Raw genomic sequence first — 24,815 nt, forward strand, 5'->3', positions numbered from 1 at the left:
GCCGATGCCATGCCCCGCACGGCGTCAAAGGCGAATAATAGACTATGCATCATTCAAACTTTAATATACAAGTTTAATTATATCTGTTTTCCAGGAGTTAATCTTATGAGCGGCTATATATCGGGGCAAACCGCGATCGTTACAGGTGCGGCGCGGGGCATCGGTCTGGGAATCGCCCGTCGCCTGGCCGCTGACGGATGCCGGGTGGCCGTTTGGGATCGCGATACGACCCCCCTCGAGGATGTTTCGGATTTCGCGCCGGATTTTGTCCAGCAGGTCGATATTACCGATCTTGGCGCCGTCGAAAGGGCCTTCGCCGCGACCGTCGAGGCCCTGGGAGAGATTCAGATTCTCGTCAACAACGCCGGCATCAACGGTCCCGTCGTGGCGCACTGGGAATACCCGGCCGATCAATGGGACCGGGTCCTGGCGGTCAATCTGACTGGCGTCTTCTATTGCTGCCGGACGGTGGTTCCGCACCTGATCGAACGCGGTTACGGGCGCATCGTCATCGTCTCGTCGGCGGCCGGCAAGGAAGGCGTGCCAAAAATTTCCGGCTATGCGGCGGCCAAGGCCGGCGTCATCGGCCTGTGTAAATCCATGGGCAAGGAACTCATAGAAACCGGCGTCCTGGTCAACAGCATCTGCCCGGTGATGACCGAGACCGACCTGATGCAGGAGATGACCCAGGAGCATATCGATTATTGCCGGAGTCTGATCCCGATGGGTCGCTTCCCCAAGATCGCCGAGATCGCCGCCATGGTCGCCTGGATGGCGAGCCCGGAGTGCAGTTTTACGACGGGATCGGTGTTCGACCTGTCGGGCGGTCGCGCAACCTACTGATACCGAGGCCCCGGAGGATCCGCCATGCTCGATGAAAAACTGCTGTCCATCAACCAGGTCACCGTGCTCAGGCAATGGTCGCTGCCGGAGACGATCGAAGGCCTGGCCCGGCACGGACTTTCGGCGATCAGCGTGTGGCGGGAGAAACTGCACGAGACGGGCGTCGATGAGGCGGCGCGGATGCTCGACGATCACGCCATGACGGTCACCGGGCTGTGCTTTGCCGGCATGATCACCTCACCCGATGCAGCCGAGGCGGAAAAGGCGCGCGACGACGTCCGCCGCGCCCTCGACGAGGCGGCGGCGATCAAGGCCGGTTGCCTGGTGTTCGTCGCCGGCGGCGTCGATCCCCGTGACAAGGACCTGGCTTCGACCCGGGCGCGCGCCCGCGACGGCGTGGCGGCCCTGGTGCCGCACGCCCGCGCCGCCGGCGTGCGCATCGCCCTGGAACCCCTGCACCCGATGATCTGCGCCAACCGCTCGGTGATCAGCAGCGTCGGCATCGCCAACGACTGGTGCGACGCCATCGACGCCGAAGACGTGCTCGGCATCGCCGTCGATACCTACGCGGTGTGGTGGGATCCCCATCTCGAAGCCGAGATTGGCCGCGCCGGCAAGCGGATTTGCGCCTTTCACATCAATGACTGGCTGGCCGACACCCGCGATCTGCGCCTGGACCGCGGCATGATGGGTGACGGCGTCATCGACATTCCGGCGATCCGCGGCATGGTCGAGGCGGCCGGCTACACCGGACACCGTGAAGTCGAGATATTCTCGGAACGCGACTGGTGGCGACGCGATCCCGACGAGGTCATCGGGGTGGTCAAGGAACGCTATCAATCCGCCGTCTGAAAGAAGGAGTCAAAATCAATGACGGAATCCCTGCAAACTCTCGCGCGCGCCCTCGCCGACGCCTGGAACGATGTGACGACGGCCCCGCTGCCGCCTCAGGCCGACGCGCCGTCGTCGCGGGCCGATGCCTATATCGTTCAGGACCGGATGGCGGAATTGATTGTGGATTCCCCGGCCGGTTGGAAGGTCGGGGCGACGGTCCCGGCGGTGCAGCGGCTCGAGGGTCATGATGGTCCGATTCCGGGCCGGCTGTTCGCGTCGCGTCTGTTCGAGCAACCGGCACGGGTGCCGGCGCGTTTGTTCCCCGGCGCCAATGTCGAATGCGAATTCGCCTTTCGCGCCAACCGCGACCTGCCCTATGGCGAGATGCCGTTCACGGCCTCGGGCATCGTCGATGCCATCGATCTGCATCTGGCCGTCGAATTGACCGGTTCACGCTTTACCGCCGATACCGGCGGCAGGCAGCCCGGTTCATTCGACACCATTGCCGACAACGGCAACGGCGCCGGCTTCGTCTTTGGCCCGGCAATCCGCAACTGGCAGGGTATCGCCTTCGAGACCCTGGCGATTACCCCGCGCATCGACAATGGCCCGGCAATCAAGGCCTATCAGGGCGAATACCGCCGCGACCCGGTCGCGGTGATGGCCGAAACCCTGAACGACTTGGCCGCCCGCGGCTTCGTCCTGTCGTCCGGCGATTACCTGTCGACGGGGTCGCTGACCGAACCGACGCCGATCCGCCAGGGCCAGACCCTGATGGCCGACTTCGCCAGCATCGGCACGATGCAGGTGGAACTGGTTTAAAGCCCGTTCAGGCCTTGACCCTGGTGTCGATGCCGAGGATTCCCGACGGCCTGACCATCAGCACGATGATCAACAACATGAACGCGTAGATGTCCTTGTAGCTGCCCGAGATATATCCGGCCCCGAGGCTCTCTGTGACGCCGACCAGGAGTCCGCCCAGAATGGCGCCGGGAAGGTTGCCGAACCCGCCGACGACGGCGGCGGCGAAGGCTTTGACCAGGACCCCGATGCCCATCAGCACCTGGACGTAATTAATCGGCGCGACCAGCACACCGGCGGCGGCAGCCATGCCGCAGGCGACGCCGAAGGTGATGGAGATGGTCATCGGAACGTTAATGCCCATCAGATAGGCGATATCCTTGTTGTGGGCGACGGCGCGGACGGCGAGTCCGAGCCGGGTTTTTTTCAGGAACAGGTGCAGGCCGATCATCAGGATCATCGCCGACCCGAATATCCAGAGATACGATTGCGGCAACACCATGGAGCCGATTTCAAAAGGCATGCCGAAGGAAACCGGGAACGGCTTGGCCTTCGCTCCCCAAATCAGATTGGCGAGATTCTGCAGCGTGATCGACATGCCGAAGCCGCAGATAATCATCCCCATGCCGGCGAACGTGTAGCCGCCGCCGGCGCGGGTCAATCGTCGATAGAAGACGCGCTCGATCACCATGCCGAGGAACCCGGTCAGGATCATGGTGATGGCAATGGTGACCGGAAACGGCAGGCTCAGGGTCTCGGCGACGACCATGCCGATGAAGGCGCCGAACATGTAGATCTCGCCATGGGCGAAATGAACGATATCGAGGCCGGAATAGATAAGGGAAATACCCAGCGCCACCAGACCGTAAACCAGCCCGATGGACAGCCCTACAACGACGAGATCGATGAAATACTGCACCTCAATATTACTCCCTTAAACCGGTCCCGACTTATATATAGAACCTTCTTTTTGCCGTCTTACTGTTGCAGATTTTGGCCGCCATGGCGGTCCGCAACCGTGCCGCCGAGGTAGGACAAGCGGACATTGTCGTCGTGAATCAGATCCTCGGCCGGGCCCTCGATATGGATCACCCCGTCCTTGAGGACGCAGCCGTACTGGGCCAGCAGCAGCGCCATGCGGACGTTCTGCTCGACGATCAGCAAGGTCATGCCTTCGCGGCAGATACGGCTGATGATGCGGAATATGTCGAGCACGATCTGCGGCGCCAGCGCCGCGCTCGGCTCGTCAAGGAGCATCATTTTCGGTTCCGACATCAGGCCGCGACCGATACACAGCATCTGCAACTGGCCGCCCGAAAGGGTCCCCGAGAGTTGCTGGCGACGTTCTTTCAGGATCGGGAAATGATCGTAGACCCGTTCCAGATTGCGGCGGATGCTGGCGCGGTTGTTATTGACGAAGCCGCCGACCCGGAGGTTCTCTTCGACGGTCATCCCAGGGTAGGCTTCCTTGCTCTGGGTGACCTGGGCCAAGCCGCGCCGGACGATCTGGTTGGGACGCTTGCCGTCGATGCGTTCGCCATTGAAGGTTATCGTTCCGGCGGTCGGCTTGATGAGTCCCGAGATCGCCTTCAAAATGGTTGATTTGCCAGTCCCGTTGCCGCCGAGCAGGGCGACGATCTGCGTCTTGGCAACGTTCAGGGTGACCCCGTTCAATATCTGTACGCTGCCGTATCCGGCTTCCAAATTATTTATTTCGAGCATTCATCGCCTTCCACATTCCACCGGCCTCGTGCTTTTCCTCTGATTAGTGTCTCGCCGCCAAAAACATCTTGATTAGGACGCTCGGTACGATATACATTATATCTTATTAAATCAAACAAACAAAAGAAAAACAGATTCAACCAACGAAAAACACATGATCGGATTAACGGAGGAAGCTATGCGAAAAAAAGCGTTTTATCGTACAGGGTGTGCGTTAGCTCTGACGATGGCAATCGGCCTGGTGACGACCACCCTGGCGATCGCCGAGGAAGGGGTGATCCGTATCGGCGTGACCATGCGGATGCTCACTGAAAATGGCCAGAAATACGGTCGTATGATGAAAGACGAGTTCGACGCGGTCAACGCGGCGGGCGGCATCAACGGCAAAAAGGTCGAGATTTTCATGCTCGACGATCAATGCAAGCCTGAAATCGGCGTCGCCAACGCCAATCGCTTCATCAGCCAGAACAGGGTTCACCTGATTATCGGCTCGACCTGCAGTTCCGTCTCCATGCCGATCGTCCCGGTGTCGGCGAAAGCGGAAGTCGCGATGGTCGTTCCCCATTCGACAAATGCAAAAGTCACCAAGCAGAACAGCGAATGGGTGTTCCGCGTTTCGGTTTCCGAGCGCTTTTACAGTGCGGTTCACGGCAAGTGGCTTGCCGAGAACGAAGGCAAGAAGGTGGCCTATCTTTACACCACCGACAGCGCCGCGATTTCGTTCGCCGATTCGTACATGAAGTACATGCGCGATGCTTACAAGATCGAGCCGGTTTATGTCGGGCAGTTGCAGGAAACCGATCTGGATTTCCGTGCTCAATTGCTGCAGATCAAAGGCATTAAGCCCGATATCCTGGCCATCGGCGGCCAGTCCGACGCTCTCGCCCGCCTCGCCCAGCAGTCCTATGAAGTGGGCATCCCCAAGTCGGTGCGCCGGGTAGCCGCGTCGTCCGCGTCCAACGCCACCTTCGCGCCGCTGGCCGGCGATTCCGCCGTCGGCCTTGCGTTCGCCGCCGCGTTTTCATGCTTCGACGACCGGCCAATCGCGAAAAAGTTCGTCAAGATGGTACAGGACAAATACGACGTTCCGTGCCCCGACCACGACTTTTCCCAAGCCTGGGACTTGGCCCAGATCGTAATCAATGTCCTTAAAAGCGCCGATCTCAAGCTGACCGACGACGCCTTGGTCGCCGATCGCCTCACGATTCGCGATGGACTGATCAACATGCCGCCATACGAAGGGCTCGCCTCTGGTCCCATCTCATGGTGCGCCGCCGCAACGCCGCAATGCCGCGACGGCAACCGCACCGGCGTCCTCGTCGAGTACACGAAGGGCGGAAAAAACTATGACATGGGGGTTCTCGCCCGGGTGTCGTTCGAGCCGGACTTCGGCCTCTAGAATAGCCGTGTCCAGCCTGTAAAAAGCCGCCGGCCTGTGCGAACAATCGTCAGGCCGGCGGTGTTACAGTCGGGCCGTGCTTTTTCCCCGGCGTCGCATTCCTTTATCAATTTTTTGAAGGCCTCAATCCCGTGAATGACGAAGGTAACATGGCCGACGCGCCGGCCCAGGTGGGAATTCTCGAGCGGCTGTCGGGGATGCCCAGGATCGTTTCCTGGTCCCTCGGGTTCCTGGCGCTGCTGTTTCTGCCGCTGCTGGCCGTCAACGATTACCAGTACTATCTGCTCGATGTCATGATGATCAACATCATCCTCGCGGTCGGGCTCAACATCGTCAAGGGCTTCGCCGGGCAGGTCACGGTCGGCCATTTCGCCCTGGCGGCGGTCGGCGCCTATACCTCGGCCGTGCTTTCGGTCAACTTCGGCTTTCCCTTCTGGCTCGCCCTGCCGTCGGCGGTTATCGTCACCGGGCTGGCCGGCGCGCTGGTCGGCATTCCTTCCTTCCGGCTCGAGGGCGCCTACCTGGCCCTGGCGACGCTGGGACTCGCCGAATCGGTCCGTGTCTTCATCTCGGCGACCACCTATCTCGGCGCCGCGGAAGGTTTCGGCGGCATTCCGGCGCCGCGGATCGGCGATTTCGTCCTCGACGGGCATCTGGCATATTATTACATCGTCATGCCGCTGGCGCTGGTCGGCATCTATTTCTCGTTTTGCATCCTGCGCTCGGACATCGGTCGCTGCCTGATGGCGTTGCGCGAGGATTCCCTCGCCGCCGCCGCCACCGGCATTAATGTGCGCAAGTACAAGCTGTTCGCTTTCTGCGTCAGCGCCCTGTACGCGGGTACCGCAGGCAGCCTGCTAGCCCATATGGCGCCCGGTTTCCTGCATCCCAACAGCTACACCATCGTCGAGATGGTGACCCTGCTGCTGATGGTGGTGCTTGGCGGCATCGGCCATATCTGGGGCGGCGTGATCGGCGCCGTGCTGGTGACCATCATCTTCGATGTTACCCGCGAGTACGCCGAATATCAGTTAATCGTTTTCGGCATGGTCATCGTCTTGACGGTGACCTACCTGCCACGGGGAATCGGCGGTATCATCGATCGCTTCTTCGTCACCCGGCGGTTCAAGGCGGCGCGCGAGGTTAGCGGCGATGATTCTTGAAACCGCCAACCTGACGAAGAATTTCGGCGGACTGGTCGCCATTTCGAACGTCGACCTGAGCATCGAGGCGGGCGAGGTCCGCGGCATCATCGGGCCGAACGGGTCGGGCAAGAGCACCCTGTTCAACCTGATTTCCGGCATCTACAAGCCCGAACAAGGCAGCCGGATCGTTTTCGATGGCGTGGATATCACCAACCAGGAACCCCATGTCATCGCCCGCCAGGGGGTGGCGCGAACGTTCCAGCTGCTGCGCCTGTTCCAGCAGATGACCGTTCTCGACAACCTCCTCGTCGGCCACCACACCCACGTCCGCTACGGCATGCGCACGGCCCTTGTCGGCACCATGAAATTATGGGACGAGGAAAAAAGGCTGCGCCAGGAGATGATGGAACTGCTCGATTTCATCGGTCTTGCCGACTATGCCGATATGCCTTCCGCCGAATTGTCGGGCGGTCAGCGTCGCCTGCTGGCCCTTGGCCGGGCGATGGCGATGCGACCGAAACTGTTGATGCTGGACGAACCGGCGGCCGGGCTGTCGCCCCCGAACGTCGATAATCTGTTGAAAACGGTGTTCGCCCTCAAGGACCGCTACGGACTGACGCTGGTCATTGTCGAGCATATCCTGAAAGTCGTCATGGAGACCTGCAATACGGTCACCGTGCTCGAGCATGGCGAGAAAATCGCCGAAGGTCCGCCGGCACAGATCAAGGACGACCACCGCGTCATCGAGGCCTATCTCGGCAAGGAGATGGACGATGCCGAGGTCCGGGCGTTCCTGACGTCGTCGTAATTAACCCTGTGAATCCGGAACCAATGGACGAGGAGCCAAGCCATGCCGGTTGACCAACCATCGATTGTCATCGTCGGCGCCGGCGCCATGGGAAGCCTTTTCGGCGGCCTGCTGGCGGAAGGCGGCCTGGACGTCACCTTGCTCGACATCTGGCGAGAGCATGTCGAGACCATCAACGAGAATGGACTGCGCATCGTCGGATACGGTGGCGAACGGGTCATTCCGGTCAAGGCGACCAGCGACGCGGCGACGATAAAAGCCGCCGACGTTTTCGTGTTCCAGTGCAAGGCGCTCTCCAACGAGGACGCCGCCAACAGCGTCAAGCATCTTTTCCTGGGCGAGACCGCCGCCGTCAGTTTTCAGAACGGGCTTGGCAACGAGGAAGTCCTGGGTCGCGTTCTCGGGCCCGACAAGATTCTCGCCGGACTGACCGCCCAGGGGGCGGTGATCGAGGCGCCCGGCGTGGTCCGTAACCATGGCGACCTGCCGACCTATCTTGGCGAGATCGGCGGCGGGCTCTCGGCCCGCGCCAGCGCCATCGCCGAGGCCTTCAACGCCCACGGCCTGCCGACCGAAGCGCTGGCCGACGTCAAGCGGGCGAAATGGAAGAAACTGCTCGGCAACATAGGCTTCAGCGCCGTTTCGGGCACCACCGACCTCAATTCCATCGCCATCATGGCGGTCCCCGAAATGAAGGAAACGGTGTTTCGCGCCGTTGCCGAGGCGGCGGCGGTGGCCCGCGCCTGCGGCATCGATCTCAGTGACGATGAATCGCGCGAGATTCTGATGAAAATGGCCGACGTTTCTGGCGGCGGAACCGGCACCACCAAGTCGTCGCTGTGTACCGACCTGACCAATCACCGACCGACGGAAGTCGACTTCATCTACGGTACGGTGGCTCGTCTCGGTCGCGACCATCAGGTGCCGACGCCGACACTCGATACCTTGATTTCCATCGTCAAGGGACTGGAATCACACTATCTCGCCAACCCATAGGAATGCGCCATGAACAACGAATTTGCAGACAAGGTGGTCGTCGTATCCGGCAGTAGCCGGGGCATCGGCCATGGGATCGCCCGGGCTTTCGCCCGTCAGGGAGCGCAGACGGTACTCGCCGCGCGCGGCCCGTTCGACGCCGCCACCGCCACCATCGTCGAGGATGGATCGCTGGCCCCCGTCACCTGCGCCGGCGACCTGCGCACGCCCGAGGGCTGCGCGCAGGTTCTGGCCCTGGTCAGCGAACGCTTCGGGCGTTGCGATATCCTGGTCAACTCGGCAGGAGCGACCCGCGCCGGGGCCTTCCTCGACCTCGACGAAGATGCCTGGCAGGACGGCTTCGCCCTGAAGTTCTTCGCCTGTTCACGCCTGTGCCGGCTGTTCTGGCCCCTGCTGGCGGCAGCCGAGGGACATGTCGTCAACATTGTCGGCGGCGCCGCGCGGACCCCGGACCCGGAATTCCTGATCGGCGGCGCGGTCAATGCCGCCATGGCCAATTTCTCCAAGGGACTGTCGAAGCTCGGCAAACGCGACAAGGTCAACGTCAACGCCATCTATCCCGGCCTGACCGAGACCGAACGGGTTGAACAGCTGTTCCAACAGCGCGCCGAAGCGACCGGCAAGACGCCGCAGGAAGTCCGCGACGAGGCCGTCGTCAACGAGGGACTGCACAGGCTTGGAAAACCGGAGGACGTCGCCGCGTTGACGCTGTTCCTGTGTTCGCAATCCGCCCGCCATATCCAGGGGACGTCCATCGCCGTCGATGGCGGCGCGACCGCCTGCCTTTTTTAAAGAGAGACTCAAACCCATGTCGCCACTACGCATCGCCCTGATCGGCGCCGGAAACATCGGTCATCGTCATTTAAAGGTTCTGCTGGCCGATCCCGACTATCAGGTGGTCGGCATTGCCGATCCGGCGCCGAACACCGCCGATTACTGTCGTGAGCAGGAAATCCCGTACTTCGCCGATCCCGAAGCCATGCTCGACGAGGTCCGGCCCGATGGCGCGATTGTCGCCGTGCCGAACCAGCTGCATGTCATCACCGGGCTCGCTTGCCTGTCGCGCAAGGTGCCGGTGCTGATCGAGAAACCGCTGGCCGATTCCCTGGACGGGGCCCTCGACATCCTCGACGCCGTTGAAAGTTCCGGCGTCCCGGTCCTGGTCGGCCACCACCGCCGCCACAATCCGATCATGCGCCGGGCCGCCGAGATTCTCAGGGAAGACGGCGTTGGCAAGATCATAGCGGTCGCCGGCATGTGGCTGGCCCACAAGCCCGACGACTATTTCGATATTCCCTGGCGCCGCCAGCCGGGCGCCGGGCCGATCCTGACCAACGCCATCCACGATATCGATAACCTGCGCATGTTGTGCGGCGAGATCGAAACCATCCAGGCATCGACCTCCAATACCGTCAGGGGCCATCCCATCGAGGACACCGCCGCCGCCGTCATCACCTTCGCCAACGGCGCCCTCGGCACCCTGATCGTGTCCGATACGGTGACCTCGCCGTGGAGCTGGGAATGGGTTTCCGAGGAGAACCCGTACTATCCCCATGAACCGCGCGACTGCTATCTGGTGACCGGTACCGGCGGCAGCCTGGCTGTGCCGTCGCTGGAATTGTGCTGGCACGAACCCGGCGGCCATTGGGGCACCCCCTTGACCAAGCGCCGCAACCCGGTCACCCCGGGCGACGCCTATATCGAACAGATGTGCAACTTCGCCGACGTCATCCGCGGCAAGGCGGAACCGGTGGTCAGCGCCTTTGACGGCGCGCGCACCCTGGCGGCGACCCTGGCGATCACCTTGTCGGCGCGCAGCGGCCAGCCGGTGCAAATCGATGACCTGATGCGCCGTGACCGCGACCCGGATGCCGCGCCCACCGAAGAGAAGGCGTCATGAGCACGCCGGTTCGCGCCGCCTGCGTGATGGGGTGGCCGGTCGAGCATTCCCGGGCGCCGATCATGCACGGTTATTGGATCAGCAAGTACGGCATTTCCGGGGATTACCGTAAGGAAGCGATCAGGCCCGAGGATTTCCCCGAATTCGTCAGCCATTTGAGCGAACACGGATATGTCGGCGGTAACATCACCCAGCCGCACAAGGAGGTGGCGCTGGCCTTATCGACGCCCGATGACCGCGCCCGCGCCATTGGCGCGGCCAATGTCGTGTGGCTGGACGACGACGAACTGCGCTCCACCAACACCGATGGCGACGGCTTCATCACGGCGCTCGACCACGGCTCGCCGGGCTGGGACCGGAACCGAGACGTGGCGGTGGTGATCGGCGCCGGCGGCGCCAGCATGAGCGTCGTCTACGTCTTGCTCGAACGCGGCTTTAAGCGGGTTCATGTGGTCAACCGCACCCTGGCACGTGCCGAGATGCTGCGGGACCGTTTCGGTTCGGCGGTCCATCCGACATCCTGGGACGATCTGCCCAGTGTCCTGGCCGAGGCGCAATTCCTGGCCAATTCATCGTCGCTGGGCATGGTCGGGGAGCCCGACAAGGACTGGGACTTGTCCTCCCTGCATGACGACGTCGTCGTCGCCGACGTCGTCTATGCGCCGATCAAGACTTCTCTGCTGGCCGCCGCCGAACGGCGCGGGCTGCGAACTTCCGACGGACTCGGCATGCTGCTGCATCAGGCGGGCCGCGGTTTCGAACTGTGGTTCGGCGTCCACCCGGAAGTGACAGCAGAACAACGGGCGTTGGTTGAGGCCGCACTGAAAGATCATTGAATAACAACCTGACCAGTATAAGGAGGAGACGACATGAAACCCAAAATCATGGTTCTGAACGGCCCAAACTTGAATATGCTCGGAACCCGCCAGCCGGAATTCTACGGCTATGATACCCTCGCCGATATCGAGGGCCGGCTGGAAAAGCTGGCCGAGATCCACGGCGCCATCCTGGATCTGCGCCAGACCAATTACGAGGGCGAATTGGTGACCTGGGTCCAGGAAGCCCGGACAACCTGCGCCGGCATCGTCATCAACCCGGCGGCCTACACCCACACCTCGCTGGCCCTCGGCGACGCGCTGGCCGCCTGCGACATCCCGATCATCGAGCTTCACCTCTCCAACCCCCACAAGCGCGAGGAATTCCGCAAGCATTCCTACGTCTCGCTGGTGACGACGGGGGTGATTTTCGGACTCGGCGCCTATGGCTACGAGGTCGCCTTCGAAGCGATGATCAGGCTCGTCGCCAACAAGGCCGAGGCGGAAGCTAAATAAGGGCCGGCGGCTCGCTGCTTAAAGAATCGATCAGTTTTTCACGTTTAGTTCGAACACAACATGTTCAAACTAAACGTGAACTGATCTAGCGGGGTATGGCGACCGTTTTACCATCGTTAACGGAGAGCTTGGCGGCGTCGGCCAGTTGCTGTGCCGCCAGGCCATCCGCAAGGGTCGGGAGTTGGCCCTGCCGACCGCTGGTGATGGCCTCGAAGAACACGTCCAGTTCCTGCGTGTAGGTGTGTTCGAAACGTTGATACCAGGTCGGAAACAGGCCCTCGTGGGTCATCCCCGATTGCGTAAATTGGCTGTAGGCCCCGACCGGCGCCTGCCGGGTCTGCAACATTCCCTTGGAACCGACCACTTCCAGCCGTTCGTCTTGGCCATAGGCGGCGCGCCAACTGAAGTCGAACTGGCACAGGACCCCGCTCGGCAGACGCATGGTGATCATCGCGGTGTCGACTTCGCCGACCTCGGCGAAACGCGGATTGACCAGCGCCGCCCCCATGGCGAACACCTGCACCGGATGCTCACCGGTGATCCAGCGGGCAAGGTCGTAAAAATGGCTGCCTTTTTCCCCGAACAGCCCGCCCGAGGTCTTGATGAACTCGAGCGTCGGCGCCGCCGCGCTTCGTGAGGTGATGAGAATCGATTCGAGTTGACCGATGTCGCCGCCGGCGACGGCCTCCTTGATGCCGGCATATTGGGGATGAAATCGCCTGTTGAAAGCCATCCCGGCGGTCAGATGCACCGCCCCTGCGGACTCGACGATCGCCGCCCCCGCCGGGTGATCCGAGGCCAGCGGTTTCTCGCACAGGAAGGGTTTGCCGGCGGCGACGCAGGCCCTGGCGACGTCGCCGTGGGAGGCCGTCGATGAGGCGATGATAACGGCGTCCATGGTGTCGCCGAGGGCGTCGTCCAGGGAGGTGGCGGCGCTGGCGCCGTGCTCTTCGGCCACCGTCACCGCCGCTTCCGGGTTGATATCGTAAACGGCGGACAGCCGCGCGCCTGCGTGGCGGGCCAGGTTGCGGGCGTGAATCCGGCCGATGGCGCCGGCGCCAATGACGGCGATGTTCAGCATTGTAAGTCTCCCAATCGATTATCGTCTCAACGGTAGGTTTCCGGATGGGCGCGCATCCATTCGGCGAATTCAAGGATTCCGGCTTCCAGGGAATGACCGACGGTGAAGCCGGTATCGTGTTGCAGCCGTTCGCCGGCGAGCGGCCCGCGCGGGGCGGTGTAGGTGGTCCAGGGTTCGGTCCCTGGCCCCAGTTCGATGACGGCGCCGGGTACCGCCGTGCGAACGGCGGCGGCGACCTGGCTGGTCGTGAAGTTGACCCCCGGGCCGAGATGGTAGAGATCGAAGTTAAGGGCCGGGGCCCGGCAGGCGGCGATCAGGCCAGCGGCGACATCGGCGACATAGGTGAAACTGGCGGCGAAGTCGGCGCCGCCGGGGTCGCGCACCGGCGTGCCCGCCAGCGCCTTGGCCAGGAACACGGGAATCGGCCCCCGCGTCGCGTCGGTGATCACCGTCGGCGGCCCGTACACCCACGAGATACGGACGACCGCCGCCGAGACATCGAACTGGGTGCGATACATGCGGGTCAGCAATTCGGCGCACAACTTTGTGGTGCCGTAGATGTTGGTGGCGGTTGGCGTCGTGTCTTCGAAAATCGGCCTGGTGACGTCGTTCAGATTCTGGAAAACCCCGCCCGTGCTGGCCACGATGACGCGCCGCCAGTGTTTTCGGCGGGCCACATCCAGCAGGTTGGCGACGGCAAGCGCGTTGCTCTGAACCGCCGCCACGGGGTCGGGGCGGGCATAGGCCTCGTTGGAGACCGCGGCCAGATGGATGCAGGCGTCGATGGCGTGGTCGTCGGCCAGGGTTTCGATGGCGGCGATATCGACGAGGTCGCAGGGGAACCAGCGGACGGCGTCGCCAAGGGCCCGGGCGGCGGGCTCATCGAACGTCCGGCGGTACTGGGCGACGACGCCGGCGCCGTCCGCCGATGCCTGGCGGGCGACTTCATATCCCACTTGTCCCATTGCGCCGGTGACCAGAAGCGCCATTACTTTTCCTCCCATGGGTTCGCCGATTGGATTTTAGAGTTCCAGTTGGCAATTGACCCAGGCGCCGCCGGCCTTGTGCGACTCGACGGCGGCTTCGATAAAGCGCACGCCGCGGGCGCCGTCTTCGACCCTGGGATAGAGCAGCCAGTCCTCGGGCAGGACGATTCCGTCACGGCGCGCCGCTACGGCCAAGGCGAACTCGGTGTAGAGGTTGGCCCAGGCTTCGATCCAGCCCTCAGAGTTGCCGCGCGACAGCCGGACAAAGCGTTCGACGCCGGGGCCGATGCCGTCGCCCTGGCCGCGGCTGAGAATTTGATCGGGTTTGCCGAAAATGTTGACCTTGAGGAATTCCGGTTTTTCGTGATCCCATTCGATGCCGCCCAGGCTGCCGTATATGCGCAGCCGCAGGCCACCGCGATTGCCCGGCGCGACCCGGGTCGCCAGCAGGGTTCCGGGGATGTCATCGGCGTAGCGGGTCATCATCATGACCGTATCGTCGAGGGTCTTGGGCAAGCCGCAGACATGCAATTCGGCCCGCAGGTGGGTCAACTCCAGGCCGGAAACGAACGACGCCATGTGATGGGCGTGGGTGCCGATGTCGCCGGTGCAACTCGTCAATCCCGTCTTTGCCGGGTCGAGACGCCATTTGACATGCGGCGCCGCCGCCGTTGCATCGGTGGTCATCCAGTCCTGCATGTATTCGGTATGGATCTGGTTGACCTGTCCGATGACGCCGCCCTGGACCATTTCCCGGGCCTGGCGGACCATCGGGAAAGACGTGAAGGCATGGGCGACGCAGAACACCAACCCGGTCTTGCGGGCGAGATGCAGCAGTTCGATGGCTTCGGAGAGATCGTTTGTCAGCGGTTTGTCGCAGAGCACATCGATGCCGGCCTCGAGGAAGGCGCGGGCGGCGCCGTAATGACCGTCATTGGGAGTGGTGATCACGACCGCGTCGATGCCGTCGGGACGTTCGGCCTCGATCGTGGCCATCTCCTCATAGGTGGCGAAACAACGCTCATCGGGTAGGAACCAGTCGGCGCCCCGCGCCTTGGCCGTTACCGGGTCGGACGACAGGGCCCCGGCCACCATCTCCCAGCGGTCACTGAGCCGCGCCCCCATCGCCTGAATGACGGCGATGCGGCCGCCGCCGACGATGCCGAAGCGCAAGCGCCGGGAAAGACGGGGAAAGGCGCCCTCGAATAAGACCTCGGTCGGAAGCAACCTGTCTCTCGTATCGGTCATGTCTCCCCCTCGTTGCACCGGCGGGAATAGGATATGTTATTTTAAATAAGGTTCTACCATGTATGCAATATAAAAATAGTTATATCGGATAAAATGCACGGTTCAACTTTAAGACACCCAGGCGTCCCCGCTGTCGAGGCGCGGGGCGGCTTGGGGGCTTGTGATGATGAGTGTCTTCAGCCGAGGCGGGATATGCCCTAGGTCAGGATTTGTTCGATGAAAGTCGTCGAAATAACGCTCTGTGCCTCGCGTTCGATGTGGGTGGCCAGGGCCTGGCCGGCCATCTCGCCGTCGCGGTTCAGGGCGGCGCTGAGGATTCTTTCATGGTCTTCATGCTCGACCTCGCGTTGTTCGGCGGTTCGCTGATCGGTCGAAAGACACCAGTAGCGCTGGGTCTGGTCGTACAGGGCCGAGATGAATCGAAGCTGCCAGGGGAAACCGCATTTGCCGATCAGGGCCATGTGGAAGCGCCGGTTTTCGTCCTGATAGGCGCCGTCGCCGATATCGTCCTGTTCGCCTGACGCGGTGGAAAAGCTGGAAAGACGGTACATCGCCCCGACAACCTTGGCCTCCCACTCCAGGTCGCCGTTGTTGACCGAGTGGCACAGGGCATCGACCTCAAGGATGATGCGCAGGCGGGTGATTTCGCGGAATTCCTCGAGCGATGCCGGGGCGGCCCAGTACCCCCGCTGGCCTCTTTTCACCACCAGCCCCTCGGCGGCCAGGCGTGAAACGGCCTCGCGCACGGGTCCAACACTGGTCTGGTAGCGGTCCTTCAGGTCCGAAATTTGAAGCTTGCTCGACGGCGCTATGGTGCTGTTGAGAATATCGGTTCTCAGTTGTTCGTATGCCCAATCCTGTTGAGAAATAGGCAGTGGTTCGTTCAAATTTTCAGACATCGGTCTTTTTCGCTGAAATCATAATAGTTGAAAAATAGCAGCTCAAATAGGTTTTGTCTAACTAAGAAACAACTATACTCAGTATCCCGGGGCATGGGGTGACTTTTGGTCGATGAGCGGACAGATCATGTTTGGACGCTCACGGGATTGCACGGAAAACAATGGAATAAGGGCAGCAATCATGGAAAGCAAAAATGAGCATATTATTGTCGAGCGGCGCGGCACCGGCTTGATCCTGACCCTTAACAGACCGCAGGTCCGAAATGCCCTGCATCCCCCGGCTCATGACGAACTTTCCCGCGCCTTCGACCGACTTGAAGCAGACGATTCCGTTCACTATGCGGTTGTTACAGGCGCCGGCGACAAGGCGTTTTGCACGGGCTCGGACCTGAAATTCCGCGCCGAGACCGGAGAGACCTATATACCGCCCATGGGGTTCGCCGGCCTGACCGAGCGCTTCGGACTCGACAAGCCGGTCATCGCCGCGATCAATGGCGATGCCGTCGGCGGCGGCATGGAGATCGTTCTGGCGTGCGATCTGGCGATCGCCGTAAAGGGCGCGCGCTTCGGCTTTCCGGAACCGAAGGTCGGACTGGCGGCGAGTGGCGGGCTGCATCGTCTGATCCGCCAAATTCCGACGAAATTCGCCATGCAGATCGCCCTCAAGAGCGAGTTGTTTTCCGCCGGCGAGGCGCTTGCCCTGGGGCTGGTCAATGCGGTCGTCGAGCCGCAGGAACTCAATGACGAAATCGATAAACTGATCCAAACGCTGGAGGCCAATGCGCCCTTGTCCCTGCGGGCAACGAAACAGATGATGCTGGCGGGGCTCGACGAGCCTTCCCTGGAAGCGGCGTTCGCCGGCAGTTATCCCGCCTATGAGACGATGCTTGCTTCCGAAGATGCGGTGGAAGGGCCGCTGGCGTTTTCGCAAAAACGGAAGCCAAAATGGCGCGCCCGATAGAGGGATTAATTGTGGGGTTAACAGACATCCTTTCAATTGATAGTCTGACAGAATGGATGAAAAGCAACGCGCTCGGCTTGGCTGGATACGGCTTTACGAAGAGGTAAAAGACGCCGGTTTTGTCTGTCGCCGATGCGGTATTTCCCGACCCACGCTAAGAAAATGGTTTCGTCGTTATCAAGAACACGGCGAGCCTGGATTACTTGATCAATCAAGACGACCACACTCATCCCCTGCCCGGAAGACCACTAAGGAGATTGAGAGCTATATCCTTGATCTAAGGAAGAAACGGAATCTTGGGGCAAAGCGCATCAGTAGTGAACTTTTGCGGCTTCGTGACATCACGTTGTCAGCCCCGGTCATCCAAAAAGTGCTTGTCCGGCAAGGTCTAGGTGAATTGCCCGCTCGCTTGAAAAGGCGAAAGCACCCCATACGTTATAATCGCCCAATTCCTGGTGATCGTGTACAAATGGATGTCTGCAAAATTGGGCCTGGAATGTATCATTATGCCGCTATAGATGATTGTTCCCGTTACAAGGTTTTGGGGCTGTACCCGCGCCGTACAGCGGTCAATACCATCCATTTTCTGGAAAGAGTCGTCGAGGAAATGCCCTTTCCGATTCAACGTCTCCAAACAGATCGTGGGCGAGAATTTTTTGCCTTCAAAGTCCAGACATGGCTTCAGGAATATTGCATTAAATTTCGGCCAATCAAACCGCGCTCACCACATCTCAATGGCAAAGTCGAACGTGGGCACAAAACCGATTTGCAGGAATTCTATGCCACCGCCGACCTTTCAGCCCCTGATTTACAAGACCGTTTGGATGAGTGGCAGCATTTTTACAATTGGCATCGCCCCCATTCATCCCTGGGAGGAAAGCCGCCGATAGATCGCTATCACGAACTCAGCGCTAAAACGCCTTATCAGGATGAGGTCGAGGGCAACTACAATCCGGACAATGAACCCATTCGTGAGCAGAACTACAAGCTAGATTTGGCGCTACGAAAATTGAAATGATGTCTATTGTCCTCACAGATTAATGTCGCGTGCCAGGGTTCGTTATTGCCCTTTTCCAAATAAGAAGTGAGAAAAAGATGATTGTGCAGCACTATTTCGACGATGTCTCCGTCGGCGATGCCGGTATCAGTCCGACCGTGACCATGACGTCGGACATGATCATGGCTTATGCCGACCTCATCGGCGACCACACGCCCGTGCACACCGATGAGGACTATGCCCGCAACTCGTCCTTTGGGGAACGCGTGGCGCATGGGCTTTTGGGGTTATCCCTCACCGATGGACTCAAGACCAGGGCCGATCTTCAATTTGTGCCGGGCATGTCGCTTGGCTGGACATGGGATTTCCGACTGCCCATCAAGATCGGCGACAGCTTGCACGTCCGGTTTCATGTCGCCAGCAAGCGGACAACCGGCAAGCCGGGTTGGGGTATATTGGTTCTCGCCTCCGAGTTGATCAATCAAGACGGAAACGTCGTCCATGAAGGTGAGCACAAGCTGATGATCCCCCTCAATGCCGAAGCTCTCGAAAAGTGAACGCGCTATAACCGGCATTGTCATGTATGGACGCCTCCTGATTTGCAAGTGTTTTGATAGTTGATGGCGGGTTGGGTTTGCAGTCATGTATCCGGCCTTTCGGTGCGACACTCTTGGCCGCTGGCCCTGATGGAATCCGATGGATCGATGCCCAGTCACATTATCGAGCTTTATGCTCGGACAAAGCCTCGGGTTTGACCGATCCCGGTTACCCTGTTTCGCCATCACGTCATCTTCACCCTCGCAATATCAATTTCGTCTTTGTTTCCTGATTAAGCCCGGGCCTGATCGAAGTCTTGTTGATCTCTCAACATGGCCCAGATTACACGCGCTGTTTTGTTAGCCATTGCGACAAGGACAACATTGGTTGGCCGCCTCGCCAGCAATCCCTTGATCCACGGCAAGTGCATCTCGGGTTTCGCCCGGCGCCAGCGCAGGACCGCCCGAGAGCCGTGAACAAGCAAACGTCTCAAATAGCCATCACCACGCTTGGAGATGCGCCCCAACCTGTCTTTCCCTCCTGATGAGTGTTGGCGCGAGACAAGGCCCAGCCAGGCCGCTAACTGCCTACCGGACTTGAACTGTGAGCCATCGCCTATGGTGGCGACCAGTGCTGTTGCTGTAATCACTCCCACCCCGGGAATTGTTGCCAACTGTCGGCTGGTTTCGTGTGAGCGATGCCATGCCTTCAAACGCCTCTCAAGATCAGCAACCTCGGTCTTGATGGTGTGAAGCTGGGCAACGAGGGCCCCGAGCGCTTCGCGGGCAAGTGAAGGCAGCCGCGCATCATTTGTGTCTTCAATGATGGCGATCAACTCATTTACACGCACGGCTCCCTGGCTCACAACAATACCGAACTCACTACAATGACCTCTGAGCGCATTGATCAACATCGTTCGTTGGCGCACCAGGAGCTCTCTTGCCCGGTGAAGCATCAATGCCGACTGCTGGTCGGCGCTCTTTACCGACGCAAAATGCATAGTTGGCCGTACTAATGCTTCACAGATCGCCTCGGCATCCGCCGCATCATTCTTGTTTGTCTTTACAAACGGCTTCACGTATTGCGGTGGGATCAGTCGCACTTCATGACCAAGCGCCTCGATCTCACGTGCCCAGTAGTGCGCACTGGCGCAAGCCTCCATGCCAATCAGGCATGGTGGCATTCCAGCAAAGAACTTCAAAACCTGTCCACGCCGCATCTTCCGGCGCAACACCGGCTGGCCCTTACGATCCGCTCCATGCACTTGAAACACCGTCTTTGCCAAATCCAGCCCTATCGTCGTAATATCCATCTTGGTCGCCTCCTGTAAATGAAGTTCAGCAACTTCCATTATGGCGCAAGTCACGCCGGGACAGGAGGCGTCCATGCCATCACATTAACTGACTGCGGTTTGAGTACTGCCCCCAAGTAACATCTTGAAATGCAGAACATTCCTTCAAGCGTCACCGTTTCCCACCACCAGTCATTCGCCTCGAGGAAGCCGGCTGCGAACCCGGCGAGATCGCCGCCATCACCGGCCATTCACGACAGACGATTATCCAGATCCTCGATCAGCACTACGGCGCCAGAACCGAAAAAATGGCCCGCAACGCCTGGGCCAAACGCCTCGACAACGAGCCGGAATAAGAACGAAACGAGGCCAATCATCAAACGCCGTTTGACGATTGGCCTTTTTTTCGTTTGACGATTGCAAATGTTCTCATTTTGTTTCAAAGAAAAAACCCTCCCAAGCCATTGACCTGAAAGGGTTTTAATTGGTAGGCGCTGAGGGATTCGAACCCACGACCCGCTGATTAAGAGTCAGCCTTTATCGAATATCACCCCATACCATTTCATTGTTTATATTGACTATAAGCTTCTGTTTTTGCTTTATTTTTCAGAATGTGATATATCATTGCATAACAGATGGTATCGGTCCATATCAGCAATTTTTGTCACCTAATTGTCACCTAATAGAGCAGCTGATCAGTTATCAGCGGGTCCAGGAAAATGCCAAAGATCAAGCTAACCAACGCCGCCGTCGAGCGGTTGAAAGCACCCGATGCGGGGCAGGTCGATTACTATGATGCAACCCTCCCCGCCTTTGGCCTCCGGGTCGGCAGGAGCAGGAAGATGTATTTCATCATCATCCGCATCCACGGGAAACGTTCACGGATTACACTGGGCCAGGCCAAGGTCGGGGATGGCCCCGGCATATCGCTGAAAGAGGCCAGAGCGAAAGCTGGGGAGGTAAGTGAGCAAACTGCCCTTGGTATTGACCCCCGCCAAACCAGGGCCGCTGAGAAGACCGCTAACAGGCAAAGGTCAGAGAACACCTTTGAAGCCGTCGCCGACTTATATATAGAACGGTACGCCAAGAAGCAGAAACGGACCTGGCGGGAAGACAAGCGAATCATCAATGTCTACTTAAATCCGGCATGGGGCGACACCCCTATCACGGACATCACCCGCGCCGACGTTGTCAGGTTACTTGATGACGTAGAGGATGCAGCCGCCGCAAAGACCGGCAAAGGCCATTACATGGCGAACAGGGTCTGCGCCTGCGCCCGTAAGATCTTTAATTGGAGCATTGATGAAAGGGCTCTTCTTGAGAACAACCCTATCGGCAGGAAGATGAAAAGAGGCGTTGAAGGTTCCCGCAAGCGGACCTTTACAGATGAGGAAATTAAGGCAATTTGGAGCGCGGCTGATGATATCGGTGGCTTCAAAGGCGGCGCCGTTAAAATGCTAATGCTGACCGGACAGCGTCTCGGGGTGGTAGCCGGGATGAAACATTCCGAAATAGTCGGCGATGTGTGGACTATCAGTGGTGATGAGGTCGGCAGGTCGAAGTCTAAACGCGATCATCTGGTGGCGATGTCAAAGCAGGCGAAGGCTGTTTATGAAACGATGCCAAAGATCGATGGCGTCGATCACGTTTTCTCCGATGGCCGGCGCGGAGATAAAGCCATCGCAATCGGAGGCAAGATTAGAAACATGATGACAAAAGAAGGGGCAGGATCTGAGTGGTGTTTCCAGAACCTGCGATCTCTTGTTGCGACTCGGATGCGCAGCCCCTTGGCAGTGTCACCCATAATCGTTGATTTGGTCCAAGGCCGTATCGATAACTCGGTCCTTTCAAGGCATTACGATGCCAACGAATACGTCGAGGAAAAGCGGACAGCGTTACAGGCGTGGGCGAACCTGCTCGATGAGATCGTTGGCGACACCGACCGCGACAATGTGGTTCCGATTAAGGAGGCTCATGATGATTAAGCGCAAGAGGTCCACACTAATCGGGTCGAGAAAAGTTATCAGGATTAAACGAGAAAAACCCCAAATCCTAGAAACGCCGACAGACAATTTTGAAGATATTTGGCCAGAATTGATTGATGCGCTCACCACATATTATGGAGGGCATGATTGGGGGCAGACAGATCCTGATTGGGCTTCTGTAGCGATGGGGCTTGCAATGGAATACCTTCCTGCATTTCAAGTTCCAGCCACGAAGAAGCCCCCCGGAACCAATCCAGAAACGCTCAACGATCTCTTATTTGTTTCGGAGATGCAAAAACGGATTTCTAAGGGTGATAGTATAGGGAAGGCCGCTAAAAATGTGGCTAAGAAATTTCCAGAACTCGCTAAAACGCAGAGAGCGGCACAGGATAAGTATCGCAATATAAGAAAAGATAAGAATAGGTTTCTTCGTCTCATTTATCTGTATGAGACGTTAGGTCCTCAAAACAATTAAAATTGTGAAGTAATTCAGAAACCGGATTGCTTCACCTCCCCCCTGCCATGCGATTGCTGTTGGTACGACGTATCACAGGACAAATCGCAGAGGTGGGTTATGCCGACAAATCACAACCGAGTTGATATTGCTAATCAAAATTCTCTCCCCGAACGCCTGATCGGTCGTAGAGCCCTCACCGAGATGTTGGGCGGTATCTCCATGATGACGCTTTGGCGGCGTGAGCACGAGCCGGGGTTTCCCAAGAAAATGAAAATCGGAGGCGGCGTCTTCTGGCGGTTGTCCGATGTGATGAATTGGATAGATCTGCACGCGCAAGATGATGGCCATATCTCACAACGCCAAGTCTTGCTGAACGGCGGCACCGTCGAGGCAGCCCGTGACTGACATCAAGGACCAGTGGTCTCGCGTCTCTGACGGCGATTCTCAGTCGCGGGCTTTGGTCCCCTGCAGGGTCCAGAGGCTATTTCGATGACTGGGCCGAAGTCATCAATTATGCCTGCAACAGCAGTTAGAGATCCGGATTTAGATCACGCCGCGTTCCGTGTGTTATCCGTTCTATGCATCTTCACGGACAAAGGTGGTGAATGTTTCCCGAGTCTCAAGACTATTGCTAAAGAACTTGGAATATCGCCTCAAGCCGTTCATCGGCAGATTAAGAATCTAGAGCGACTCGGTCATATCAAAATCACCACTCGGTTTCGTAAAGATGGAAGTCAGACATCGAGTCTATATCAAATTCTAGGCCTTCAACATGAAGTTGAAAGGTGTTCACCTGATGTTGACACCCCATCAACACCAGAGGTTGACCCCCCATTAACATCTGATGTTGACCCTATTAACGACCCATCTGAACAACCCAAGAAGAATATATATAAACTTCCGTTATCTCATGAACAGGAACCAGACCCAGAAGAGCTCTTTAATCGCTGGTATGCGTATTATCCCAAGAAGGTCGATAAGGGGGGAGGCCGAAAGGCTTTTAAATCAGCCCTTCGGAAGACCTCTTTTGAAACACTATTAGATGGTGCCAAGCGCTATGCAGAGTGCGAGACATCGAAGGGCACCCCCAAACAATTCATTTCTGGTCCTGCAAAATGGCTAAATGGCGAGCGCTGGCTTGACGAATACGACGGCAATTGTCCGGCTTCTCTCGATGAATGGGGTTCATACATTTCGAACTCAAATAGTGGAGGACTGACCGATGCAGGTTAAGGAACTTATGCAGCGGATTGATGCTATGTACCCAAGCGCTTTCACAAACGAAACCTCCCGGCGGTCGTGGGGAAGTACATTTTATGAAATTCTTAATCCCTTTGAAGGCGAAACACTTGCCCGCGCTTGGGACGCGACGATGCGGGAGTATATCAAGGTCGCCTTTCCCAAACCGGGCGAGATCCTGACTTACTGTCATCGAGAAAAACCGGCTGCAACAAATGATGGAGGTTTTTGTCGCAATTGGAAATGGATCGAAAGGCGCAAGTCAGAACACATCGAAAATTGGAATAACGGAAATCCCAAACTTCGGAATGATGCCGAGCGAGAAGGCTGGCAGTACCAGCTTAATAACGAACTCTGGAAAAAGGCCAACCGTGTCGCCCAACAAGAATATATCCGGTTCAAGGGTGGCACCCCTTTGCGAAACGAAAACATGATGTTTTCCGAACATCAGATTGCATCCATCCGGGGGGATTTCGTGAACAAAGGTAGCCAAGGCGGCAACCTCGGAAGGTCTGCGGGTCAGGCAATGAATGCCGCAAAGAGGAAAAATGTTAACCCACAGCCCACAATCAAACGGGATCAACCAAACGAGAAAGGAAATCAAAATGACTAAATCGAACAACATTAAAAATGCGTTTATCGGACTAATAATTCAGTACATGGATTAAGCACCTAACGTTATGACAAAAAAGAATAAAACCAATAGGCCACCCCCCAAGGTTCGCTCAGAGCTTGTTTATCGTATCGGCTATCATGCACAAAGAGAATGATCGGTGTATGGGGGGTATGGTCACCAGGTAATTCATAGCAGAAAACTCTAAACAAAAACGATCCAGTTTGCAGGGTTCACATCAGTTTACTGCTTGCTGATCCTGACAATCAGTGTCGTGTATTGTGGGGAACGCCATGACAAAATGGAACTCGTACTTAGTTCTTATTTTTGGATTGATCATTCAAAATAATTGAGACGACAGGTACATTTTCCTCAGATATTGAAACTAGTATTGTTCTCACATTATTAGAAACGGTAATTTCATTAGAACTTATACACTCACCAACCACACCTAAACGCTTTGGCACTAGGTTATCAATCGAGATGAAGAACCTGAACTCGCAACTTTCAAAAGCACAAATATTCTCGCCAACGCTTAGTTTACAATGATGCCGATCGTTCACATACGCTATGATGTCCTCAGGCCCTATAATGCCGGTAACGCGCACAACAAGTTGTCGCTTTTCCTTATTCTGCTTTAGTTGTTGTCCCATAAAGAAACACATTTCTCCTGCCAATACCGACAACCAATTTTATTCCAATGTAGCAGTCGAGAGACCGGTACTGTCACATTAAACCCGCT

Annotated in this window: 27 protein-coding genes; 19 read left to right on the forward strand and 8 right to left on the reverse strand. The window is 58.2% G+C overall.

What is annotated here, in order from left to right; all coding sequences use genetic code 11:
- The first annotated feature begins 105 nt into the window (after positions 1 to 105).
- Genes HOL66_02960 through HOL66_02970 form a run of 3 tightly spaced genes read left to right on the forward strand, consistent with a single transcriptional unit; the run spans position 106 to position 2,499 of the window.
- Positions 106 to 843 carry an SDR family oxidoreductase gene (locus HOL66_02960; GenBank protein MBT5243186.1) on the forward strand — a complete coding sequence of 246 codons (738 nt, stop codon included), beginning with the start codon at positions 106 to 108 and terminating at the stop codon, positions 841 to 843.
- 24 nt (positions 844 to 867) lie between these two features.
- Entirely contained in the window at positions 868 to 1,695 is an 828-nt protein-coding gene (locus HOL66_02965; protein ID MBT5243187.1) for a sugar phosphate isomerase/epimerase, read from the forward strand.
- An 18-nt stretch (positions 1,696 to 1,713) separates the two neighbouring features.
- On the forward strand, positions 1,714 to 2,499 hold the full coding sequence (locus tag HOL66_02970) for a hypothetical protein (GenBank protein ID MBT5243188.1): 786 nt from the start codon (positions 1,714 to 1,716) through the stop codon (positions 2,497 to 2,499).
- A gap of 7 nt (positions 2,500 to 2,506) precedes the next feature.
- Here the strand turns inward: HOL66_02970 and HOL66_02975 are convergent, their stop codons facing one another.
- Complete coding sequence (locus HOL66_02975; GenBank protein ID MBT5243189.1) at positions 2,507 to 3,403, reverse strand: branched-chain amino acid ABC transporter permease; 897 nt, start codon at positions 3,401 to 3,403, stop codon at positions 2,507 to 2,509.
- A 53-nt stretch (positions 3,404 to 3,456) separates the two neighbouring features.
- Positions 3,457 to 4,200: an ABC transporter ATP-binding protein gene (locus HOL66_02980; protein ID MBT5243190.1), complete on the reverse strand. Its 744-nt coding sequence runs from the start codon at positions 4,198 to 4,200 to the stop codon at positions 3,457 to 3,459.
- Between the two features lie 178 nt (positions 4,201 to 4,378).
- On the opposite strand from HOL66_02980, the gene HOL66_02985 reads away from it, so the two are divergent.
- From HOL66_02985 to aroQ, 8 genes are all read left to right on the forward strand, one after another.
- Positions 4,379 to 5,599 (forward strand): amino acid ABC transporter substrate-binding protein, encoded by a 1,221-nt coding sequence (locus HOL66_02985; GenBank protein MBT5243191.1) that lies wholly within the window; start codon positions 4,379 to 4,381, stop codon positions 5,597 to 5,599.
- 149 nt (positions 5,600 to 5,748) lie between these two features.
- Complete coding sequence (locus HOL66_02990; GenBank protein MBT5243192.1) at positions 5,749 to 6,762, forward strand: branched-chain amino acid ABC transporter permease; 1,014 nt, start codon at positions 5,749 to 5,751, stop codon at positions 6,760 to 6,762.
- Entirely contained in the window at positions 6,752 to 7,552 is an 801-nt protein-coding gene (locus tag HOL66_02995) for an ABC transporter ATP-binding protein (protein ID MBT5243193.1), read from the forward strand. The genes HOL66_02990 and HOL66_02995 overlap by 11 nt, the downstream gene beginning before the upstream one ends.
- 42 nt (positions 7,553 to 7,594) lie before the next feature.
- Positions 7,595 to 8,548 (forward strand): ketopantoate reductase family protein, encoded by a 954-nt coding sequence (locus tag HOL66_03000; GenBank protein ID MBT5243194.1) that lies wholly within the window; start codon positions 7,595 to 7,597, stop codon positions 8,546 to 8,548.
- 9 nt (positions 8,549 to 8,557) lie between these two features.
- Positions 8,558 to 9,340: an SDR family oxidoreductase gene (locus tag HOL66_03005; GenBank protein ID MBT5243195.1), complete on the forward strand. Its 783-nt coding sequence runs from the start codon at positions 8,558 to 8,560 to the stop codon at positions 9,338 to 9,340.
- Positions 9,341 to 9,356: 16 nt separating this feature from the next.
- Complete coding sequence (locus HOL66_03010) at positions 9,357 to 10,448, forward strand: Gfo/Idh/MocA family oxidoreductase (GenBank protein MBT5243196.1); 1,092 nt, start codon at positions 9,357 to 9,359, stop codon at positions 10,446 to 10,448.
- Complete coding sequence (locus HOL66_03015) at positions 10,445 to 11,284, forward strand: shikimate dehydrogenase (protein ID MBT5243197.1); 840 nt, start codon at positions 10,445 to 10,447, stop codon at positions 11,282 to 11,284. The genes HOL66_03010 and HOL66_03015 overlap by 4 nt, the downstream gene beginning before the upstream one ends.
- A gap of 33 nt (positions 11,285 to 11,317) precedes the next feature.
- Entirely contained in the window at positions 11,318 to 11,779 is a 462-nt protein-coding gene (gene aroQ / locus HOL66_03020) for a type II 3-dehydroquinate dehydratase (protein MBT5243198.1), read from the forward strand.
- Between the two features lie 85 nt (positions 11,780 to 11,864).
- Here aroQ and HOL66_03025 read toward each other — a convergent pair whose 3' ends face one another.
- From HOL66_03025 to HOL66_03040, 4 genes are all read right to left on the reverse strand, one after another.
- Entirely contained in the window at positions 11,865 to 12,860 is a 996-nt protein-coding gene (locus HOL66_03025; protein MBT5243199.1) for a Gfo/Idh/MocA family oxidoreductase, read from the reverse strand.
- Positions 12,861 to 12,886: 26 nt separating this feature from the next.
- Positions 12,887 to 13,849 carry an NAD(P)-dependent oxidoreductase gene (locus tag HOL66_03030; protein ID MBT5243200.1) on the reverse strand — a complete coding sequence of 321 codons (963 nt, stop codon included), beginning with the start codon at positions 13,847 to 13,849 and terminating at the stop codon, positions 12,887 to 12,889.
- A gap of 33 nt (positions 13,850 to 13,882) precedes the next feature.
- Complete coding sequence (locus HOL66_03035) at positions 13,883 to 15,094, reverse strand: Gfo/Idh/MocA family oxidoreductase (protein MBT5243201.1); 1,212 nt, start codon at positions 15,092 to 15,094, stop codon at positions 13,883 to 13,885.
- A gap of 197 nt (positions 15,095 to 15,291) precedes the next feature.
- The gene (locus HOL66_03040; GenBank protein ID MBT5243202.1) at positions 15,292 to 15,993 is read right to left on the reverse strand and encodes a GntR family transcriptional regulator; all 702 of its coding nucleotides are present in this window, start codon (positions 15,991 to 15,993) and stop codon (positions 15,292 to 15,294) included.
- 181 nt (positions 15,994 to 16,174) lie between these two features.
- Here HOL66_03040 and HOL66_03045 point away from each other — a divergent pair, with 181 nt between their 5' ends.
- The 3 genes from HOL66_03045 (at position 16,175) to HOL66_03055 (ending at position 18,508) form a co-directional block, all read left to right on the forward strand.
- Positions 16,175 to 16,954 (forward strand): enoyl-CoA hydratase, encoded by a 780-nt coding sequence (locus tag HOL66_03045; GenBank protein MBT5243203.1) that lies wholly within the window; start codon positions 16,175 to 16,177, stop codon positions 16,952 to 16,954.
- 52 nt (positions 16,955 to 17,006) lie between these two features.
- Entirely contained in the window at positions 17,007 to 17,972 is a 966-nt protein-coding gene (locus HOL66_03050) for an IS481 family transposase (protein MBT5243204.1), read from the forward strand.
- Positions 17,973 to 18,049: 77 nt separating this feature from the next.
- A complete protein-coding gene (locus HOL66_03055; protein ID MBT5243205.1) occupies positions 18,050 to 18,508 on the forward strand; it encodes a MaoC family dehydratase in 459 nt (152 codons plus the stop codon).
- 272 nt (positions 18,509 to 18,780) lie between these two features.
- Here the strand turns inward: HOL66_03055 and HOL66_03060 are convergent, their stop codons facing one another.
- Positions 18,781 to 19,800 (reverse strand): IS110 family transposase, encoded by a 1,020-nt coding sequence (locus HOL66_03060; GenBank protein ID MBT5243206.1) that lies wholly within the window; start codon positions 19,798 to 19,800, stop codon positions 18,781 to 18,783.
- Positions 19,801 to 20,498: 698 nt separating this feature from the next.
- Here HOL66_03060 and HOL66_03065 point away from each other — a divergent pair.
- The 5 genes from HOL66_03065 to HOL66_03085 all read left to right on the forward strand — a co-directional run bounded on the left by HOL66_03065 (position 20,499) and on the right by HOL66_03085 (position 24,073).
- Positions 20,499 to 21,764, forward strand: a complete 1,266-nt coding sequence (locus HOL66_03065; GenBank protein ID MBT5243207.1) for an integrase arm-type DNA-binding domain-containing protein — start codon at positions 20,499 to 20,501, stop codon at positions 21,762 to 21,764.
- Positions 21,754 to 22,239, forward strand: a complete 486-nt coding sequence (locus HOL66_03070; protein MBT5243208.1) for a hypothetical protein — start codon at positions 21,754 to 21,756, stop codon at positions 22,237 to 22,239. Before HOL66_03065 ends, HOL66_03070 begins: the two co-directional genes overlap by 11 nt.
- Positions 22,240 to 22,338: 99 nt before the next feature.
- On the forward strand, positions 22,339 to 22,626 hold the full coding sequence (locus HOL66_03075) for an AlpA family phage regulatory protein (protein MBT5243209.1): 288 nt from the start codon (positions 22,339 to 22,341) through the stop codon (positions 22,624 to 22,626).
- An 84-nt stretch (positions 22,627 to 22,710) separates the two neighbouring features.
- Positions 22,711 to 23,454, forward strand: a complete 744-nt coding sequence (locus tag HOL66_03080) for a helix-turn-helix domain-containing protein (protein ID MBT5243210.1) — start codon at positions 22,711 to 22,713, stop codon at positions 23,452 to 23,454.
- Complete coding sequence (locus HOL66_03085) at positions 23,444 to 24,073, forward strand: hypothetical protein (protein MBT5243211.1); 630 nt, start codon at positions 23,444 to 23,446, stop codon at positions 24,071 to 24,073. Before HOL66_03080 ends, HOL66_03085 begins: the two co-directional genes overlap by 11 nt.
- Before the next feature lie 314 nt (positions 24,074 to 24,387).
- Here the strand turns inward: HOL66_03085 and HOL66_03090 are convergent, their stop codons facing one another.
- On the reverse strand, positions 24,388 to 24,759 hold the full coding sequence (locus HOL66_03090; protein ID MBT5243212.1) for a hypothetical protein: 372 nt from the start codon (positions 24,757 to 24,759) through the stop codon (positions 24,388 to 24,390).
- Positions 24,760 to 24,815: the final 56 nt, after the last annotated feature.

It is taken from the genome of Rhodospirillaceae bacterium (genome assembly GCA_018662005.1).
Classification (GTDB): Bacteria; Pseudomonadota; Alphaproteobacteria; order Rhodospirillales; family JABHCV01; genus JACNJU01.